Raw genomic sequence first — 19,387 nt, 5'->3', positions numbered from 1 at the left:
CACACGCCAACGAGGAGGAACTGATCCATGGCTGACGACAACAAGTCGGGACCGGCTGAAGCTGTGAAGGGCGTCGTCGAGGACGTGAAGGGCAAGGCCAAGGAGGCCGTCGGCGCCGTGGCGGGTCGTGACGACCTGACGCGCGAGGGCCAGGCCCAGCAGGACAAGGCCGAGGCGCAGCGCGACGCGGCCAAGAAGGAAGCCGAGGCCGAGGCGGCTCGCGGCGGCGCCGAAGCGGCCGAGCAGCGCCAGAAGTCCAACCAGTAGCTTGCTCCACAGGTGGGCCCGGTCCGTAACGGCGGACCGGGCTCATCGGTGTTTACGGCGCTGCGCGTCGGCATAATTCAACGCGTGACGGGTATCCAGAAATAGCGCTGTACGACATCTCCCGTGCGAGATGCCTACGGACCGGGGGGTGGACCGACCTGGCGAAGTTGGGAGATGTCGTTGGACGTTTTGGTGCTCACCGATGCGGATGACTTCGAGACCGCTCTGCCGGAGCTGGAGTCGTTTGCCCCCGACGCGCGGCGCGCCCAGCTGACCGTTCATCTCGACGGCGAGCCCGAGGGTGCGGATGTCGCCATCGTCGACGCGCGCCGCAACCTCCCTGCGGCGCAAGCGATTTGCCAGCGCCTGGCCGGCAGCAACCCGACCACCGCGGTGGTGGCGCTAGTGGAACCGGCCGACTGCGCCGCCGTGGACGCCGATTGGCAGTTCGACGACGTGATGTTGCCCCGCCCGGGCGCCATGGAACTGCGGGCGCGGCTGCGCTTGGCAATCGGGCGCCGCCGCAACGCGATTGACGGCACCCTGAAGTTCGGTGACCTGCTCCTGCATCCGGCCGACCTGACCGCCTCGTTGGAGGGCAAGGGACTGGATCTGACGTTGACCGAGTTCCGGTTGCTGAACTTCCTTGTGCAGCAGGCGGGCCGGGCCTTCAGCCGCACCCGGCTGATGCACGAGGTGTGGGGTTACGACTGCAGCGGGCGGGTACGCACCGTCGACGTCCACGTGCGACGGCTCCGGACGAAACTCGGACCGCGCCACCAGTGGATGATCGGCACGGTGCGCGGCGTCGGGTATCGCGCGGCCACCCCGCCGCAACCGGAATGGATCGTCACCGAATCGACGCTGACCCCGGGATGGTCGACGACGCCGCCACCCCCGGATCCGGGCGGCTCCGGTGGGCCCGATCCCGCTGGGACACAAGCCCTCTCGAGCTAAGGCGGGCTAGGGGCCGCGGCCGCTACCCGAACAACGGGAAGGCGCGTTTGCGCGCCAGCGCATCCATCCCCTCTTGGATGGAGTCCTGCACCTCGCGGTACTTGCGCTCCACGTAGTCTTCGTCGTCCGCACGCTGCGGGTCGTGGTCGAGTTCGACGGCCGGCATGAAACGCGTCCTGATCTTGGCGGGCAGCGGCAACTGAGGCAGCGCCGCGGGCGCTATCCCCCACGGCAGCGAGACCGCCAACGGAAACACCTTGAGCCGCAACAGGCGGTCCAACTGGAGAGCCTTGGACAGCTTGTCGCCCCGAATCAGCACCGGCATCGCGTCGGCACCGCCGACGGTGGCGATGGGCACGATCGGGACGCCGGCGCGAATGGCCATGCCGACGAAGCCCTTTCGCCCGGCGAGATTGGCGCGGTCGCGTTCGGTCCACGGCCGCAGCGAGTCGACTTCCCCGCCGGGCCACAGCGCGACATCGCGACCCTCCGCCAGCGCGGTGGCGAACGCGTCGGGCGCCGCCGGCAGCACCCCCATCGACCGGAAGTAGCGCCCGAACAGCGGGATCGCCATCAGCGCGTCGTGGGCCGTGCCGTGCAGGGGTCGGTCCTGCCCGAACCGCCGCCACCACTGCAGGCCGACCGTCCACGCGTCCCACACGAACGGGGCACCCGAATGGATGCCCACCAGTAGCGCCGGCGGCTCGGGGATGTTTTCCCAGCCGTCGATCTCCATGCGGAACCAGTAGTCCACCAGCACGTTCCACAGGTACTTCTGCCGCTGCAAGGTGGCCTCGTTCTGGCCGCGCAGATCCCATTGGCCGGCGCGCTCGGCGACCCATCCACTGACGCCGCCGCTCTGCGCCTTGCGCCGGTCCTCCATCTTCGCGCGCGCTTTCTCGGCGTTGCGCTGCGCCTGCGCGCGAAGGTCTGCTGGCCTGTGATCTGGGTTACTCATGGCTGCGGTGTACCCGATTCCGGCGCGTGCGATGCACGGTTCTCGGCGACCCGGAAAAAAGCGCCTCCCCGCACCGGGAACGGCGCGGGGAGGCGTCGGCGTGGTCGGGCGGGTCGCCGGTCAGGTGTTGCTAGTCCAGGTCAGCACGTCCTGCACGCCGTCGTTGTAGACCACGCCGTTGGGCGGCTGGCCGGTGACGTCGAAGTACAGGGTGCCGCTCGACTGCTGGCCCTGCGGCAGCGGCGCCGGGCTCAGCCCGTTGGGCGCCGGTGTCCGGTCGATCACCCGATAGGTCTGGCCGTTGGCCGCGCGGGCGTTGAAGTCGGCGACCAGCGGCGTCACGATGCCGCCGTCGGAGCGGGCGGTGACGTCGGCTTGATACAGCTGACCCTTGGGCGTGTAGCCGGGAATGACGACGTTGCTCGGTTGCAGGTTGCTCACCGTGTAACTGGTGATCAGCGGGCCGTCGACCAGTTGCTCGCTGCTGCCGAACGCCTGGATGGTGGGCGGCGCGGCGAACGCCGTCGCCGTCGTGAACACCGCCGCCGCTCCGATCCCCCCGGCGGCAATTGCGGTTTTGATGCCGGTCATCGATTTCATGGGAAATTCCTTTCCTGTCGAACAATCGCGCCCCCCGAAAGGGCGACAAACCACAGCAGTTTCGATAGCCATTCCGACGCGGGCTTAAACCCGCAACGTCAACCAATAGCGGGAAATGGCGGCGAGCAAATGCACCGATAAGGCCTTATACCTCAGCAACTATGGCCCCAGAAATATCATTGGTCTCACAACTCACATGACTACCGCCCGGGGAGGTACCGCGATTGAGCCGTCTCCCGGCGGGTAGTCCGAGCGTGGGAATCCGGCCGGCCGTTGCGCCGGGCCGGGCTACGCACGCTGACGTCACGGTAGGGGTGAAGAGCATGGAACGCGGAAACGCCAAGCACAGCGCTCGCGAAGACGAGCAGCTGAAGCAGGAACTGAGCGGCACCATGCAGGGTAACCGGCCGAGTCGGGCCGAGGAATGGCGCGACCCGGAGCCGCCCGCCGACGACGATCCCGACGTGCCGACCGCGGGCCCCGCCCCGCGCGAACCCTGACCTTCACACTCAATCGCTTTCAGAATCCCGGAGAGGAAAACGGCGTGGGCTTTACGACGCAGCAACAACAGGTCCCCGGTGTCCAGTCACAAATGGACCCCATTCCCGATTGCGGAGAAGACTCATACCGGGGCTCGGGAAAACTGACCGGCAAGAGGGCGATCATCACCGGCGGTGACAGCGGAATCGGGCGGGCCGTCGCGATAGCGTTTGCCCGGGAGGGCGCTGACGTGCTGATCGCTTACCTCAACGAGGACGACGACGCGCGCGATGTCGAGCGCCACGTGACCGAGGCGGGCCGCAAGTGCGTCCTGGTTCCCGGCGACCTGTCCGACCCGGCCCACTGCCGCGCGGTCGTGGAGCGCGCGGTGACCGAACTCGGCGGGGTGGACATCCTCGTCAACAACGCCGCCTTCCAGATGACCCATCAGAGTCTGGACGACATCAGCGACGAGGAATGGGATTACACGTTCCGGCTCAACGTCGGCGCGCACTTCTACCTCACCAAGGCGGCCGTCCCGCACATGGCCCCCGGGTCGTCGATCATCGGCAGCTCCTCGGTCAACTCCGATAGCCCGAATCCCACCCTGGCGCCGTACGCGGCGACCAAGGCGGCGATCGCCAACTTCTCGGCGAGCCTGGCGCAATTGTTGGGCGAGAAGGGAATCCGGGTGAACAGCGTGGCGCCCGGCCCCATCTGGACGCCGCTCATTCCCGCGACGATGCCGCCGGAGAAAGTCGAATCGTTCGGGGAAAACACGCCGTTAGGTCGCGCGGGTCAGCCCGCCGAACTCGCGCCCGTCTATGTGCTGCTCGCCTCCGACGACGCGAGCTACATCTCGGGCGCGCGAGTGGCGGTCACCGGCGGCCGCCCGATCCTGTAGCGGCCGCGGCCGAAACCGGCTCAGCGGTCGGGATTTTCGTGGACGTGTTCGACCATGGGGCCCAGCACCGGGAAGTCGTCGGTGGTGTCGGTCGATTTCGGTGCCGCGTCTCGGGGGCGCGCGGCGGCGGCCCGCGGGAGGTCCGGCCTATCACGCTCGTCGGCGATCGTGACCGACGAGGCGATCTGCGCGACGTTGGTGTAGGTCCCGGACGGGATGGCCGACAGCGCGTGCAGAGTCTGGGTGTCACAGCCGTTGCGCTCGGCGGCCCCGAGGAGTTCGCGCTTGTTCGCCGGGAAGACGACATCGCTGAGGCACCGGTGCAATTCGCTGGAGGTGGTTGAGGCGACCATGGCCCGCGGGTGCCCGGTACCGACGCCCCTAAACGAGTCGACGGGGTGCGGGCTACGTCACAGTCGCGGCGGACGCGGCTTACCGGCCGCGGACCTTGCGATTGTGCTTCTTGATCGCGTCGACCAGGTCCGCCTTGTTCATCGTCGACCGGCCCTGCACCCCGAGGCGCCGGGCCACGTCGAGCAGGTGCTTTTTGGTGGCGTTGGCGTTGACGCCCTCGGCCGACTCCCCGGTGGCGCGGGGGCCGCCGCTTTCCGCCCGTTCGTCGGATGGGCCCTTGTGCTCCTTGGGCTCCCAATGATCGCCCACCTTTTCGAAGCTGTGCTTGAGGGCGGAGTACGCCACCCGATGGGCGCGCTCTTCGTCGCCGTATTCGTCGGCGGCGGCGTCGTGGGTCTTGGCGAATGTCCGTTGCGCCTTGGCGTTGGAACGCTGCAGCGTGCTCGGCAGTTCGCTGTCCTTGGGCTTGCCGCCTTTCGTCGTCTTCGGCATGGAACCTCCTCGTGCGCCAGGGCGCGGTGCCACCACCGCGCCGCTCGTGGTCGGTTACCCGCTTGGGCAACGGACAACCACGGCGACCCGCTTGGCGCATTCGGGCGGCGGAATATGTCAATATCGTTGACATGGGTCACGTCGACGACGCTCCGCTGGGATTCCTGCTCTACCGAGTGGGCGCGGTGCTGCGTCCGGAAGTCTCCGCCGTGCTGGGCCCGCTGGGCCTGACGCTCCCCGAATTCGTTTGCCTGCGCATCCTTTCGATGTATCCCGGCATGTCGAGCGCCGAATTGTCGCGGCACACCAATGTCACGCCCCAGGCGATGAATACGGTGCTGCGCAAGCTCGAGGAGGCCGGCGTGGTGGCGCGCCCGTCGTCGGTGTCGTCGGGACGGGCGCTGCCGGCGACGCTGACCAGCCAGGGGCGGGCCCTGCTCAAGCGCGCGGAGGGCGCGGTGCGCACCGCCGACGCCCGGATCCTGAGCAAGCTCACCGACGCCCAGCAGCGCGAATTCAAGCGAATGCTCGAAAAGCTTGGGACCGACTGATCACGCCGCCTGGATGCGCGCGAACGGGTGCGCCTCCTCCAGCTCGAAGGCCAGCTGCAGCAGCAGCGCTTCCTGTCCGACGTCCGCCGCGAGCATCATGCCGACGGGCATGCCGTCGGCGGACTGCGCCAGGGGCAACGAGATCGCCGGCTCGCCCGTGACGTTCTGCAGCGGGGTGAACGACACCCAGTCGGTCAGCCGGGCGATCACCTGGCGGTAGTCCGTCGGCGCGAGAAAGCCGATGCGCGGCGTCTCGTCGGCGACGGTCGGCGTCAGCACGGCGTCATAGGTGGCGAAGAACCGCGCGGTGCGGCCGCGGATCCGGCGCAGCCGTGCGATCGCCAGCGGCAGCCGGTGCAGGTTGCGGCGGGTGTGCCGGTCCAGCCCCAGCGTCAACGCGTCGAGGCGGCCGCGGTCGAACGTCTTGCCGAACAGGTGCCGCCCGGCGCGCATCTGCGCCAACGCCAAAGATCCCCAATACAGCACGAAGTCGTCGACGAAGCTGGCCGGCACCGGCGGTTCGTCGACCCGCTCGACGCGGTGGCCGAGCTCCTCGAGCAGCCCGGCCGACTTCATGGTCAGCTCCCGCATCTGCGGGCTGCACTCGCGCTGCACCGAGCGGGTCACCACCGCGATCCGCAGCCGTTGCCGGCCGGGCCCGGTGACGTCGCCGACCGGCGCGAGCTTGGGGTTCCGCCAGATACGTTCGGCCTCCCGGTAGAACCCCGCCGTGTCACGCACGGAGCGGGTGAGGACCCCGTTGGCCACGATGCCCACCGGCATCCGCCGCAACACCGGCTCCAGCGGAAGCCGTCCGCGGGAGGGCTTGAGGCCGACCAGCCCGTTGCAAGCGGCGGGAATTCGGATCGATCCCCCGCCGTCGTTGGCGTGCGCGATCGGGACCACCCCGGCCGCCACGAAGGCGCCGGAGCCCGACGACGACGCCCCCGCCGTGTAGTCGGTGTTCCACGGGTTGCGGACCGGGCCCAGCCGCGGGTGTTCGGCCGACGCGCTGAAGCCGAACTCCGAGAGTTGCGTCTTGCCCAGCGACGTCAACCCCGTGGCGAGGTAGAGCCGGGTGAACACGCTGTCGGCGGCGGCGTCGAACGGGGTCCACGCGTCGGCGCCGTGCATGCTCGGCTGGCCGGCCACGTCGACGTTGTCCTTGATGAACGTCGGCACGCCCGCGAAGAACCGGCGGTCGCCGGCCTCGGCCCCGCCCGCTACGGCGGCCCGGGCCTGGGTGAAGGCCGCGTAGGCCAGGCCGTTGAGGAGGGGGTCGACGGCCTCGGTGCGGGCGATGGCGGCCTCGACCACCTCCGCCCGGCCGACCAGGCCGGCGCGCAGGGCGTCGGCCAGGCCCACCGCGTCCAGCTCACCCAGAGCGTCGTCGCCGAAGGCGTGCACGTGTCGCATAGCCCCGACGCTAACGCGCCGGGGCTCGCGCGTTAAGCCTGGCCCACCTCGAAGCGAACGAACCGGGTCACGGTGACGCCGGCGTCGTCCAGTAGCGCCTTGACGGTCTTCTTGCTGTCGGACACCGACGGCTGCTCGAGCAGCACGGCGTCCTTGAAGAATCCGTTAAGCCGGCCCTCGACGATCTTGGGCAGGGCCTGCTCGGGCTTGCCCTCCGCCTTGGCGGTCTCCTCGGCGATGCGGCGCTCGCTGGCCACCACGTCCTCCGGCACGTCGTCGCGGGACAGGTAGCGCGCCTTGAGCGCGGCGATCTGCAGCGCGACCGCGTGGGCGGCGTCGGAATCCGAGCCCTCGTACTCGACGAGCACGCCCACCGCCGGCGGCAGGTCGGCCGCGCGACGGTGCAGGTAGGTCTCGACGGTGCCGCTGAAGTTGGCGACGCGGCGCAACACCAGCTTCTCGCCGATCTTGGCGGAGAGCTCGGCGATCGCCTGCTCGACAGTCTTGCCGCCGTCGACGCTTGCGGCGTTGAGCTCGGCGAGGTCGGCGACCTTGGACGCGACGGCGGCCGTGACGATCTGGTCGGCGAGCGCCTGAAACTCGGCGTTCTTGGCGACGAAGTCCGTCTCGGAGTTCAGCTCGATGAGCGCGCCGTCCTTGGCCGCGACCAGCCCCTCGGCCGTGGCCCGCTCGGCCCGCTTGCCGACGTCCTTGGCGCCCTTGATGCGCAGCGCCTCGACGGCCTTGTCGAAGTCGCCGTCGGACTCGGCCAGCGCGTTTTTACAGTCGAGCATGCCGGCCCCGGTGAGTTCCCGGAGCCGCTTGACGTCGGCGGCGGTGAAGTTCGCCATATTAGCCTTCCGTGGGGGTTGGTTCGGGGGCGCCGGCCGTGGCGTCGTTGCCGGCCGGAGCGGCGGTCGCGGTCGCCGAAGCGAGCAGCTCCTGCTCCCACTCGGCGAGCGGCTCGGCGGCCTGCGCCTCGGGCTTGCCGTCGCCGCGGCCGACGCCGGCGCGGGCCTGCAGGCCCTCGGCGACGGCGGAGGCGATCACCTTGGTGAGCAGCGCGGCGGAGCGGATCGCGTCGTCGTTGCCCGGGATCGGGTAGTCGACCTCGTCCGGGTCGCAGTTGGTGTCCAGGATCGCGATGACCGGGATGCCCAGCTTGCGGGCCTCACCGACGGCGATGTGCTCCTTGTTGGTGTCGACGACCCAGATCGCCGACGGCACCTTGGCCATGTCGCGGATACCGCCCAGGCTGCGCTCCAGCTTGTTCTTCTCCCGGGTCAGCATCAGGATTTCCTTCTTGGTGCGACCCTCGAAGCCACCGGTCTGCTCCATCGCCTCGAGCTCCTTGAGACGCTGCAGCCGCTTGTGGACGGTGGAGAAGTTGGTGAGCATCCCGCCCAGCCAGCGCTGGTTCACATACGGCATGCCGACCCGGGTCGCCTCGGCGGCGACCGACTCCTGCGCCTGCTTCTTGGTGCCGACGAACAGCACCGATCCACCGTGGGCGACGGTCTCCTTGACGAACTCGTACGCCTTGTCGATGAAGGTCAGCGTCTGCTGCAAGTCGATGATGTAGATGCCGTTGCGGTCGGTGAAGATGAACCGCTTCATCTTGGGATTCCAGCGACGGGTCTGGTGCCCGAAGTGGGTGCCGCTATCCAGCAGCTGCTTCATGGTGACTACGGCCATGGTTGTGCCTTAATTTGTGTCGGTTGTCGCCCGGCGTCGGGTGAAGCCGGGCCCTGGCGCCTGCTGCTGCCGAACCCGCTGGTGAGGCGGGACCGCTCGGCATGCTGGTGCGGACCCAGTGGAACGGGACCGCGGTGCGGACGCGCGAAGTCAGCCCGCGAACGAGCTGCGACCAGCAGTTTACACCGACTCAGCAGGTGGTTTTGTCCACAGCCGCTGCCGACCCGGCTGGTGCGGCCGTCGCGGTCACGCTGGACTGCCTGGGTGCGGCGTGTGGCGCTGACCGTCGGGTCGATTCTCGTGGCCGCCGCGCCGGCGCTGGTGGTGAGCATCGGCGCCGCCGCGTCGACGCTGGTGATGAGCATCGGCGCCGCCGGGGCGACGCTGGTGGTGAGCATCGGCGCCGCCGGGGCGGCGCACGCGGACGAGGGCCGGCTGGACTGGCCGCTGCGGCCCGTCCCGGCCGTGACCCGGGGTTTCGACGCGCCGACGCCCGACTGGCTGCCCGGCCACCGCGGCGTCGACCTGGCCGGGCGGCCCGGCCAACCGGTATACGCCGCGGGCGACGGCGTCGTGGTGTTCGCCGGTTCGCTGGCGGGGCGGCCGGTGGTGTCGGTGGCGCATCCGGGCGGACTGCGCACCAGCTACGAGCCCGTGCGGACGGCGGTGCGGGCCGGCCAGCAGGTGACGGCCGGAACCGCGCTGGGTGAGCTGCTGGCCGGGCACTCCGGGTGCCCGGCAGCGGCGTGCCTGCACTGGGGCGCCATGTGGGGGCCGGCGTCGGGAGCGCACTACGTCGACCCGCTGGGGCTGTTGGGGTCGACGCCGATCCGGCTCAAGCCGCTGCGCCCGCGGGGTCGGATCACCCGTCCCACGGGCCCCAGGAGCCTCGGGTTCGGGGGCTAATGCCGTTGTGCCCGCCTCAGAGCGACAACAGGCCGCCACGGGTCACGTGGCGGCGCTTGTCGCTACGAGGCGGGCACTTCGCCTGCCACCCCGACGAGAGCCACCCCGCGCGGTGCCGCGCTTGTCGCTACGAGGCGGGCACTTCGCCTGCCACCCCGGAGAGAGCCGCCGGCGCCCGCGGCGACCGGACGTCAGGCCCGGGGATGCGCCTGGTCGTGCACCGCCCGCAGCCGCGACACCGCGACGTGGGTGTAGAGCTGCGTCGTCGCCAGGCTCGAATGGCCGAGCAGCTCCTGAACCACCCGCAGGTCGGCCCCACCCTCCAACAGGTGAGTGGCCGCGCTGTGCCGCAGCCCGTGCGGCCCGATGTCCGGGGCGCCGTCGACGGCCGAGACCGTCTCATGCACGACGGTGCGGGCCTGCCGCACGTCGAGGCGCCGGCCCCGGGCGCCCAACAGCAGCGCAGGACCCGACTCCGCGGTCGCCAGCGCCGGCCGGCCGGTGCTCAGCCACGCGCCGAGCGCGTCGGCCGCGGGCACGCCGAAGGGCACGGTGCGCTGCTTGTTGCCCTTGCCGAGGACCCGGATCAGCCGATGATGGGAGTCGACATCGTCGACGTCCAAGCCGCACAGCTCGCTCACCCGGATCCCGGTGGCGTACAACATCTCGACGATCAGCCGGTCCCGCAGCGCTCTCGGATCCCCTTGTTGCGCACCGGACTTGGCGGCGCTCATGGCGTCGAGGGCCTGGTCCTGGCGCAGCACCGCCGGCAACGTGCGGTGCGCCTTGGGCACCTGCAGCCGCGCGGCGGGGTCCTCGGCGAGCAGGCCGCGGCGGACGGCCCATGCGGTGAAGGACTTGACGGCCGAGGTGCGCCGGGCCAGCGTCGTGCGGGCCGTCCCGGCCCCCGCGGCCGACGCCAGCCAGGCGCGCAACAGCGGCAGGCTCAATCCCGCGAGGTCGACGCCGCGCTGCTGCAGAAACGCCCACAGCGACCGCAGATCGCCGAGGTAGGCGCGGCGGGTGTGCGCCGAGCGGCCGCACTGCAGCCCCAGGTACTCGTCGAACTCCTCGAGTATCTCGTCCACGCCCTCACGGTGGCAGGCGCGGACGCGGCGGCTCAGTCGACGCGCCGCAGCGTGTCCGGGGTGAGATCTTGCAGCGTCGGATAGCCGTCGACGGCCATGATCAGGTCCGCCTCGGCGAGCAGGCTGCGCAGCACATGCACGATGCCGTCGTCGCCGCCCAGCGCCAGCCCGTAGGCGTAGGGGCGGCCCACGCCCACCGCGGTGGCGCCCAGCGCCAGCGCCTTGACGATGTCGGAGCCGCTGCGCACACCCGAATCGAACAACACGGGCAGCCCGTCGGCCGCCTCGACCACGCCGGGCAGGCACTCGATGGCGGGCAGGCCGCCGTTGGCCTGCCGACCGCCGTGGTTGGAGCAGTAGATGCCGTCGACGCCGCCGTCCTTGGCGCGACGGGCGTCGTCGGGGTGGCAGATGCCCTTGACCAGCAGCGGCAGATCGGTCAGCGACCGCAGCCAGGGCAGGTCGTCCCAGGTCAGCGCGGAACCGAAGACCTGCACCCAGCGCAGCACGGCGGCCTGCGGGTCCTCTTCCGGGGTCCGTTGCAGGCCGGCGCGGAACACGGGGTCGCTGGTGTAGTTGGCCAGGCAGTGCCCGCGGAGTTGGGGGAAGTTGGCGGTGCTCAGGTCGCGCGGCCGCCAGCCGGTCACCCAGGTGTCCAGCGTGACGACGATGCCCTTGAACCCGGCCGCCTCGGCGCGGTGCACGAAGCTGGCGGCCAGCTCGCGGTCGTTGGGGGTGTAGAGCTGGAAGAAGCCGGGGGTGTCACCCAGGGCGGCGGCGACGTCCTCCATCGGGTCGACGGACAGGGTGGAGGCGACCATCGGGACACCGGTGTGCGCGGCCGCTCGAGCGGTGGCCAGGTCGCCGTGGCCGTCCTGGGCGCAGATCCCGATCACCCCGATCGGCGCCAGGAACGCGGGCGTCGGCAGGCTCAGGCCGAACAGGTCGACCGACAGGTCGCGCTGCGCGGCGCCCACGAACATGCGGGGCATCAGCCCCCAGCGTTCGAACGCCGTGGCGTTGGCCCGCTGGGTGCGCTCGTCACCCGCTCCGCCGGCGACATACGACCACACCGAGGACGGCAGCGCCGTGGCGGCCTTGGCCTCCAGCTCGGAGAAGACCATCGGCAGCGGCGGGACCACACCGGCCAGGCCTCGCAGATAGATCTCGTTCTGGTAATCCCCGAAATGCGGTGACAGTGCCATGGGAAAGAGCATGCCAGCCCGCCGCAGCGGCAGGCGAAGTCGTCAGGACCCGCCGGCCTCCGCCTGCGCCAGCTCCTTTTTCCACTGCCGGAACGTCTCTTCGGTGCGGCCCCGACGCCAGTACCCGGAGATCGACGACGCCCACTTCGCGTCGACGCCACGCTCCTTGCGGATGAAGGGCCGCAGGTTGTGCATGACGGCCTGCGCCTCGCCGTGGATGAAGACGTGGACCTGGCCCGGCAGCCACAGCGTGGTGGTGACGGCCTCGACGAGCGGCGAGTGATCACCGGCGCGGTCCTCGGGGACCAAGTCCGCCCGGCCGCCGCGGTAGACCCAGTGCACCTCGACGCCGTCCGGCGCCACCAGCGGGATCTCGTCTTCCGGGCCGGCGACCTCGATGAAGGCCTTGCCGACCGCGCTGGCCGGCAGGGCCTCCAGCGCGGCGGAGATCGCCGGGAGCGCCGACTCGTCGCCGGCCAGCAGATGCCAGTCGGCCGCGGGGTCGGGCGTGTACGCGCCGCCGGGGCCCATCAGGTAGATGGTCTGGCCGGGACGGGCGGCGGCGGCCCACTGCCCCGCCACCCCGTGTTCCCCGTGGGTCACCAGGTCCAGCGTGATTTCGTGTGCCGCCACGTCGACGCGGCGCACCGTGATGGTGCGCACCGAGGGCCGCTTCTCGGGCGGCAGGCCGGAGAAGCTGTCGAGGGTCAACGGCTGCGGCAGCGCCGAGACGTCGATGTCGTCGGCGACGAAGGCCAGCTTGACGTAGGAGTCGGTGAATTTGCTGGGCACGAAGGAGCTGAAGTCGCTGCTTCGCAGCACAACCCGGATCATGTGCCGCGTGAGTTGTTCAGTACCGACGACTTCGAAACGTTGCAAAGGCCGACCCGCCACGTGTCCTCCTGTCCAGTCCCGACCCCCGTCGACTATACGAGCCGTTTCGCGGGCGCGGCCTGGCCACGTTTGCCGGCCGGCGCGGCACGGCGTCGTGCCGGACGGCGAAAGGCCTGTTGGGGGCTAGGAACGCGGCGGCGCGCCGTTGCAGAGTCGCAGTTGCGGATAACGCCTGGTGGTGACGGTGAGGGTGCCCGCCACGTTGGTGATGGTGGCGCCGTCGGCCCCGACGGCGGCGTTGGCGGTGCGGCCCGCGGGCGTGGATACCTCGCCCGCGCGCGGTCCGGCACCGGTGGTAGCGGAGCCGCTGAACAGTTCGACTTCGACCCCGGCGCGTCGATACTGCGTGAGGGTGAAGGCGCCGTAGCTGCCCGCGAACAGCCGCGTATCGGAGGGGATCACGGCGCCGGCCGCGCAACACCGGCCGAGGGTGGTGACGGTACCGCCGTCGTTGACGGTGACGGGCACGTTGGCGATGCGCGCCCCCGGGCCTTCCACCGTGACGAAGCCGCTGTCGACCAGCATGGTGGTGCCTTCACCAAGAGCGATGGTGCTGCCGAACGGCAGCGTGACGGTTTGCCCCGGCAGGACGCGCAGGACGATGGTGGGGCCCGCGATGCGCGGCGGCTCGGCGCCTTGAGCGGGCTGGCCGACGAGATCCCCTGCGGCTGTGAGGTTTTGACCGGCCCCCGGGCGCGTCCCGTCGGCGCACGCGGAACACCCACGCGGGGGGAGCACACGCGGGCCGGCGAGCAACGCCATCAGCCCCTTGGAGTACGTGCTGGCCATCGGGTTACCGGCGGCGGGCGAAGGGGTATTGCGATTGGCCGCTGCGGACAACGGGGAGGCCGTCTGGATCCGCGGGGCGGTGGTCGACCAGCTCACCGGCACGGACAGCGGTCCGTGCGCGATCGCCTTGCCCCGGCGTCCGGAGGCTTTACCGGCCCGGATCCGCGGCTGCGCCGTCGCGTCCTTCGAATCCGATTCTTGCACAACACTATTCACTATTCCTCCTGCCCCATCAGTCAACCTCGCGGGTGAAGAGATCCCAGCAGCAGCGACCACCGTTTGCGTCTATGTATCGACAGCAGGACCTGTCGTCCGAATCGCACGCGGCCAACGCTGAATTGTCCTGTGGCGCTTGAATACCGGAGAGCCCCGCGAGTCCGGCCAGGCCGGGCGAGGCGAGGCCGCTCGGGGAGACGCCGAAGACCACGGGGGGCGGCGTCGGCGGCGGCACCGCGCCGGGGGCGATGGTGACCGGCCCGACGACACCGGCGGCGGTGTAGCTGCCCCCTGGTCCGACGGTGACGACCTCGCCGGGACCGACGACGAAGGCGCCGCCGTTGAGGATCGGAATCAAGGCGCCCGGATCGACGGTGAACGTGCTGCCCGAGCCGGCGGTGACGACGCCGCTGTCGGCGAGGATGCCGCCGACGGTGACGGTGCCACCGCTGGTCAGCGCTCCGCTCGAACTGACGGTGATGGTGCCGCCGTCGGTCAGGGTGCCGCCTGCCCCGACCGTGATCGTGCCGCCGTCGGTCAGCGTGCCACCGCCCAGGACGGTGACGGCGCCACTGTCGGTGAGCGTCGCGCCGGCGTCGACTGTGACGGTGCCGCCGTCGGTGAGCACGCCGCCGGCGCTGACCGTCACGGTGCCGCCGTCGGTCAGGCTGCCCCCCGAGCCCAGCAATCCCCCGCCGCTGACGGTGACCGTGCCTGAGTCGGTCAGCGTGCCGGCGGGGCCTACGGTCACTGTCCCGCCTGCCCCGACCACCGACCCGCCGTTGACCGACAGCGCACCGCCGTCCGCGACGGTCAAGCTCCCGCCATCGGTGAGCGTCCCACCCGAGCCGAGCAACGAGCCGCCATCGACCGACAGCACACCGCCATTGGCCACCGTCACACTGCCGTCGTCGACGAGCGAACCCGCCGGCACCAGCACAGAACCGCCGTCGACCGTCACCGTCCCACCGTCGACCAGCGCGCCGCCCGAATTAACCGTCACCACACCGCCATCGGTGAGCACGCCGCCGGCGCTGACCGTCACGGTGCCGCCGTCGGTCAGGCTGCCCTCCGAGCCCAGCAAACCCCCGCCGCTGACGGTGACCGTGCCCGAGTCGGTCAGCGTGCCGGCGGGGCCCACGGTCACGGTGCCGCCGGACCCGACCACCGACCCGCCGTTGACCGACAGCGCACCGCCGTCCGCGACGGTCAAGCTGCCGCCATCGGTGAGCGTCCCACCCGAGCCGAGCAACGAGCCGCCATCGACCGACAGCACGCCGCCGTTGGCCACCGTCACACTGCCGTCGTCGACGAGCGAACCCGCCGGCACCAGCACCGAACCGCCGTCGACCGTCACGGTCCCGCCGTCGACCAGCGCGCCGCCCGAATTAACCGTCACCACACCGCCATCGGTGAGCACCCCGCCGGAGCTGACGGTCACGGTGCCGCCGTCGGACAGCGTGGCGCCGGTGTTGACGGTGAGCGAACCGTCGACATCGACCGCGCCGGCGGCGCCCACATCGACCGCGCCGTTGTCGGTCAGGCTGCCGCCGATGGTGACGGTGCCGTCGTCGGTCAGCAGGCCGCCCGAATTGACCGTCAGCGCACCGGCATCCGACAGGCTGCCGCCCGCGTTGATCGTGACCGCTCCGCTGTCGGTTAGCGTGCCACCGGGATTCACCGTCACCACGCCACCGTCGGTCAGCGCTCCGCCGGTGTTGACGGCCAGGGCGCCACCGTTGTTGACGTTCACCGCGCCGGTCGAACCGACATCGATCGTGCCGGAAAGGCTGACACCGCTGTTGATGTCGAGGGTGCCGTCGTCGGTCAGGGTGACGCCGGAACCGACGGTGAGCGTCCCGCTGTCGGTCATGGTGCCACCGCTGGTGATGGTCACCGAGCCGCTGTCAGTGAGCGTGCCGCCGCTGGTGATGGTCACCGAGCCGCTGTCGGTCAACGTGCCACCGCTGGCGACGGTCACCGAGCCGCTGTCGGTCAACGTGCCGCCCCCGGTGACGGTCAGGGTGCCGCCGTCGGTCAGGGTCCCGCCGCCGGCGACGGTCAAGGCCCCGCTGTCCGTCACGGCGCCGCCGGAATCGACGGTCAGGGCACCTCCGGAGCCGACGGTCAGCGCGCCGCCGTCGGTCAGCGCGCCGCCCGGACCGACGGTGACGGTGCCGCCGTCGCCGAGGACGCCGCCGGCACTGATGGTGAGCGTGCCGTCGTCGGTCAGGGTGCCCCCGGACCCGACCAGCCCTGAGCCACCGACGGTCACTGTGCCGCTGTCGGTGAGGGCGCCGCCGGAGTCGATGGTCACTGCGCCGCCGGAGCCGACGACGGCGCCGCCGTTGGCGGACAGGGTGCCGCCGTCCGCGACGGTGAGACTGCCGCCGGATTGCACCGTCAGAGTGCTGCCGGAGCCGAGGATCGTGCCGCCGTTGACCGACACGGTGCCGCCGTCCGCGACGGTGAAAGTGCCGCTGTCGGTGACAGTTCCGGCGGAGCCGAGCACGGCACCGCCGTTGACGGACAGGGTGCCGCCGTCGGTGACGGTGAGGCTGCCGCCGTCAGCCAGGGTGCCACCCGAGCCGAGGATCGTTCCACCGTTGACCGTGACGGTGCCGCCGTCTACCAGCGCGCCACCGGAGTCGATGGTGACGGTGCCGCCGTCGGTCAACGTGCCCGTGGCGCCGACGGTGAGGGTGCCGCCGTCGTCGACGTTGAGGCCACCGGTGGCGCCCACGTCGATGGTGCTGCCGGTCAGGCTCATACCGCTGTCGATGTTGACGGTGCCGTTGTCGACGAGGGTGACACCGGAGTCGATGGTGAACGTGCCGCCGTCGGTCAACACGCCGCCCGAATTGACCGTCAGCGCACCGCTATCGGTCAGCGTTCCGCCCGAGTCGATGGTGACGGCGCCGCCGTCGGTCAGCGTCCCGCCACCGGCGACGGTCAACGACCCGCTGTCGGTCAGGGTGCCGCCGGCGTTGACCGTCACCGTGCCGCCGTCGAGCAAGGTGCCGCCGGCGTCGACGGCCACGGAGCCACCGTCGGACAATGCGCCACCCGCACTGACGGTCAGCGTCCCCCCGTCGGCCAGCGTGCCGCCCGAGCTGACGGTCACGGTGCCCGCGTCGGTAAGGGTGCCGCCGGCGCCGACCGTCACGGTGCCGCCGTCGGTGAGCGTGCCGCCCGACCCGAGAAGCCCACCGCCGCTGACGGTTACAGTGCCGCTGTCGGTCAGCAACCCGCCGGAGCTGACCGTCACGGTGCCGCCGGAGCCGACGACGGATCCGCCGTTGACGGTGAGGCTGCCGCCGTCGGCGACCGTGAGGGCGCCGCTGTCGGTGAGGAGGCCACCCGAGCCGAGCACCGATCCACCGTCGACGGAAAGCGTTCCGCCGTTCGCGACCGTCACGGTGCCGTCGTCGGTCAACGTCCCGGCGGAGCCGAGGATCGCGCCACCGTTGACGTTGACGGCGCCGCTATCGACGAGCGCACCACCGGTATTGACCGTGACTGCACCGCCGTCGGTGATCGTGCCGGTGGCCCCGACCGTGAGCGTGCCGCCGTCGTTGACGTTGAGCGCACCCGTGGATCCGACGTCGATGGTGCCGGCAATCCCCGTGCCGCCGTTGATGTTCAGCGTTCCGTCGTCGACAAGGGTGACGCCCGGACCCACCGTCAGCGAACCACCGTTGGTCAGTGTGGCACCCGAATGGACCGTCACCGCACCACTGTCGGTCAACACGCCACCCGTATTCACGGTGACGGCGCCGCCGTCGGTCAAAGTCCCGCCGCTGGCGACCGTCACTGTCCCGCTGTCCGATAGCGCGCCACCCAAGGTGACGGTCAGTGTGCCGCTGTCCGTTAACGTGCCACCCTGAATGACCGTCACGGTGCCGCTATCGGTCAGGGTGACACCCGGGCCGACGGTCAGCGTGCCGCCGTCGGCAAGGGTGCCTCCGGAGCCGACGGTCACGGTACCCGCGTCGGTGAGGGTGCCGCCGGAATCGATCGTGACCGCGCCGCCGTCGGTGAGCGTCCCGGTGACGGTGATGGTCCCGCTGTCGCTCACGGTGCCACCGGTGTTGACCGCCACCGTGCCGCCGTCAGTGAAGGCCACTCCGGGGCTTACGGTGAAGGCGCCGCTGTCGGTACCGCCGGTGCTGACGACGAGGGTGCCGCCCGTGTTGGTGAGTGTTCCGGCGTCGGTGAGCATCCCGCCCCCGGTGACGGTCACGGTGCCGCCGTCCGCCAAGGTTCCGGTGGAGCCGATGGTCACACTGCCGCCGTCGGTCAGGGCGCCACCCGATCCCAGGACTCCGCCGCCGGTGACGGTTACGGTGCCGCTGTCGGCCAAGGTGCCGCCCGAACCCACCGTGAGTGTCCCGCCCGACCCGAGAACGGATCCACCGTCGACGGAGAGCGCACCGCCGTTTGCGACAGTGAGAGTGCCGCCGTCGCCCACCGTGACCGCGCCGCCGGAGCCGAGGACCGTACCGCCGTCGACCGTCAGCCCGCCGCCGCCGGTGATCGTGACGGCGCCGCCGTCGGTGAGGGTGCCACCCGAACCCAGGACCGCTCCCCCGCTGACCGTGATGGTTCCGCCGTCGGTCAACGTGCCGGCCCCGTTGATCGTCACGGCGCCGCCGTCGGTCAGCGCGCCGCCGGCCGCGACGGTGAGGGTGCCGCTGTTGACGTTGAGCGCACCGGTGGTTCCGATGTCGACGGTGCCGGCGATGCCGGTGCCGCTGTTGACGTTCAGCGTCCCGTTGTCCACGAGGGTGACGCCCGGCCCCACCGTCAGGGAGCCACCATTGGTCAACGTGGCACCCGGATTGATCGTCAGCGCACCGCTATCCGTCAACACGCCACCCGAATCCACGGTGACGACACCACCGTCGGTCAGGGTGCCGGTGGAGCCGACGGTAAGTGCGCCCCCGTCGTCGACGTTGAGCGCACCGGTGGGGCCGACGTTGATGGTGCTGCCGGTGAGATTCAGGCCGCTGTCGATGTTGAGCGTGCCGTTGTCGGCAAGCGTCACACCGGAATTCAGCATGAACGAGCCGCTGTCGGTGAGCACGCCTCCGGAATCGACGGTCAGCGTGCCGCCGTCGGTCAGGGCGCCGCCGGCGCTGACCGTCACGGTGCCACCGTCGGTCAGGGTGCCACCGGCGCTGACCGTCACGGTGCCACCGTCGGTCAGGGTGCCACCGGCGCTGACCGTCACGGTCCCGCCGTCGGTCAGGGTGCCACCGGCGCTGACCGTCACGGTCCCGCCGTCGGTCAGGGTGCCGCCCGACCCGAGAAGCCCACCGCTGCCGACGCTGACGGTACCGCCATCGGTGAGCGTGCCCCCCGAGCCGACGGTCACCGTGCCCCCGGAGCCGACGACCGCCCCGCCGTTCATGGACAGGGTGCCGCCGTTCGCGACGGTGAGGCTGCCGTTGTCGGTGAGCACGCCGCCGGAGCCGAGCACCGATCCGCCGTCGACGGAGAGGGCACCCCCGTTGGTGACGGTCACGGCGCCGTTGTCGGTCAGCGTGCCGGCGGACCCGAGAACCGCTCCGCCGTTGATGTCGACAGTTCCGCTATCGACAAGCGCGCCACCG

Annotated in this window: 17 protein-coding genes and 1 pseudogene; 6 read left to right on the top strand and 12 right to left on the bottom strand. The window is 70.8% G+C overall.

The features are described from left to right. Positions 1-27: 27 nt before the first annotated feature. Positions 28-267 (top strand): CsbD family protein, encoded by a 240-nt coding sequence (locus A5700_RS21190; protein ID WP_068064451.1) that lies wholly within the window; start codon positions 28-30, stop codon positions 265-267. 174 nt (positions 268-441) lie between these two features. Beyond that, positions 442-1,224 carry a response regulator transcription factor gene (locus tag A5700_RS21185; RefSeq protein ID WP_068064449.1) on the top strand — a complete coding sequence of 261 codons (783 nt, stop codon included), beginning with the start codon at positions 442-444 and terminating at the stop codon, positions 1,222-1,224. A gap of 22 nt (positions 1,225-1,246) precedes the next feature. Here A5700_RS21185 and A5700_RS21180 read toward each other — a convergent pair whose 3' ends face one another. Together A5700_RS21180 and A5700_RS21175 are read right to left on the bottom strand one after the other, a co-directional pair. Beyond that, positions 1,247-2,182 carry a lysophospholipid acyltransferase family protein gene (locus A5700_RS21180; protein ID WP_068204987.1) on the bottom strand — a complete coding sequence of 312 codons (936 nt, stop codon included), beginning with the start codon at positions 2,180-2,182 and terminating at the stop codon, positions 1,247-1,249. 120 nt (positions 2,183-2,302) lie between these two features. Next, a complete protein-coding gene (locus A5700_RS21175) occupies positions 2,303-2,782 on the bottom strand; it encodes an MPT63 family protein (RefSeq protein ID WP_068064443.1) in 480 nt (159 codons plus the stop codon). 323 nt (positions 2,783-3,105) lie between these two features. Between A5700_RS21175 and A5700_RS26650 the strand changes: the two genes are divergently transcribed. Together A5700_RS26650 and A5700_RS21170 are read left to right on the top strand one after the other, a co-directional pair. Next, positions 3,106-3,282: a hypothetical protein gene (locus A5700_RS26650; RefSeq protein WP_197502688.1), complete on the top strand. Its 177-nt coding sequence runs from the start codon at positions 3,106-3,108 to the stop codon at positions 3,280-3,282. Positions 3,283-3,326: 44 nt separating this feature from the next. Further along, complete coding sequence (locus A5700_RS21170) at positions 3,327-4,166, top strand: glucose 1-dehydrogenase (protein WP_068064441.1); 840 nt, start codon at positions 3,327-3,329, stop codon at positions 4,164-4,166. 20 nt (positions 4,167-4,186) lie between these two features. On the opposite strand, the gene A5700_RS21165 is transcribed toward A5700_RS21170, so the two are convergent. Both A5700_RS21165 and A5700_RS21160 read right to left on the bottom strand, forming a co-directional pair. Next, positions 4,187-4,519, bottom strand: a complete 333-nt coding sequence (locus A5700_RS21165) for a DUF2795 domain-containing protein (protein WP_068064439.1) — start codon at positions 4,517-4,519, stop codon at positions 4,187-4,189. A gap of 79 nt (positions 4,520-4,598) precedes the next feature. Next, the gene (locus A5700_RS21160; RefSeq protein WP_068064436.1) at positions 4,599-5,012 is read right to left on the bottom strand and encodes a ChaB family protein; all 414 of its coding nucleotides are present in this window, start codon (positions 5,010-5,012) and stop codon (positions 4,599-4,601) included. 131 nt (positions 5,013-5,143) lie between these two features. On the opposite strand from A5700_RS21160, the gene A5700_RS21155 reads away from it, so the two are divergent. Beyond that, complete coding sequence (locus A5700_RS21155) at positions 5,144-5,563, top strand: MarR family winged helix-turn-helix transcriptional regulator (RefSeq protein WP_068064434.1); 420 nt, start codon at positions 5,144-5,146, stop codon at positions 5,561-5,563. Here the strand turns inward: A5700_RS21155 and A5700_RS21150 are convergent, their stop codons facing one another. From A5700_RS21150 to rpsB, 3 genes are read right to left on the bottom strand one after another with little or no spacing between them, the layout of a single operon-like run. Beyond that, positions 5,564-6,979 (bottom strand): amidase, encoded by a 1,416-nt coding sequence (locus tag A5700_RS21150; RefSeq protein ID WP_068064432.1) that lies wholly within the window; start codon positions 6,977-6,979, stop codon positions 5,564-5,566. 32 nt (positions 6,980-7,011) lie between these two features. Continuing rightward, on the bottom strand, positions 7,012-7,830 hold the full coding sequence (gene tsf, locus A5700_RS21145; protein WP_068064431.1) for a translation elongation factor Ts: 819 nt from the start codon (positions 7,828-7,830) through the stop codon (positions 7,012-7,014). A 1-nt stretch (position 7,831) separates the two neighbouring features. Beyond that, positions 7,832-8,674 (bottom strand): 30S ribosomal protein S2, encoded by an 843-nt coding sequence (gene rpsB / locus A5700_RS21140; RefSeq protein WP_068064428.1) that lies wholly within the window; start codon positions 8,672-8,674, stop codon positions 7,832-7,834. Positions 8,675-9,079: 405 nt separating this feature from the next. Here rpsB and A5700_RS21135 point away from each other — a divergent pair. Next, positions 9,080-9,535: pseudogene (locus A5700_RS21135) on the top strand (M23 family metallopeptidase); the annotation flags it as partial. 236 nt (positions 9,536-9,771) lie between these two features. Here the strand turns inward: A5700_RS21135 and A5700_RS21130 are convergent. The 5 genes from A5700_RS21130 to A5700_RS21110 form a co-directional block, all read right to left on the bottom strand. Next, on the bottom strand, positions 9,772-10,668 hold the full coding sequence (locus A5700_RS21130) for a tyrosine recombinase XerC (protein ID WP_068071251.1): 897 nt from the start codon (positions 10,666-10,668) through the stop codon (positions 9,772-9,774). A 32-nt stretch (positions 10,669-10,700) separates the two neighbouring features. After that, positions 10,701-11,873, bottom strand: a complete 1,173-nt coding sequence (locus A5700_RS21125; protein WP_068071255.1) for a lactate 2-monooxygenase — start codon at positions 11,871-11,873, stop codon at positions 10,701-10,703. A gap of 42 nt (positions 11,874-11,915) precedes the next feature. Then, positions 11,916-12,767, bottom strand: a complete 852-nt coding sequence (locus A5700_RS21120; protein ID WP_068071249.1) for a siderophore-interacting protein — start codon at positions 12,765-12,767, stop codon at positions 11,916-11,918. A gap of 123 nt (positions 12,768-12,890) precedes the next feature. After that, entirely contained in the window at positions 12,891-13,772 is an 882-nt protein-coding gene (locus A5700_RS21115) for a hypothetical protein (RefSeq protein ID WP_231973831.1), read from the bottom strand. Positions 13,773-13,788: 16 nt separating this feature from the next. Then, positions 13,789-19,299 (bottom strand): hypothetical protein, encoded by a 5,511-nt coding sequence (locus A5700_RS21110; protein ID WP_231973830.1) that lies wholly within the window; start codon positions 19,297-19,299, stop codon positions 13,789-13,791. Positions 19,300-19,387: the final 88 nt, after the last annotated feature.

Source organism: Mycobacterium sp. E1214, from assembly GCF_001666755.1.
Lineage (GTDB): Bacteria > Actinomycetota > Actinomycetes > Mycobacteriales > Mycobacteriaceae > Mycobacterium.
The sequence above is the reverse complement of the archived record's forward strand: the minus strand, read 5'-3'. Positions and strand labels throughout refer to the sequence as shown.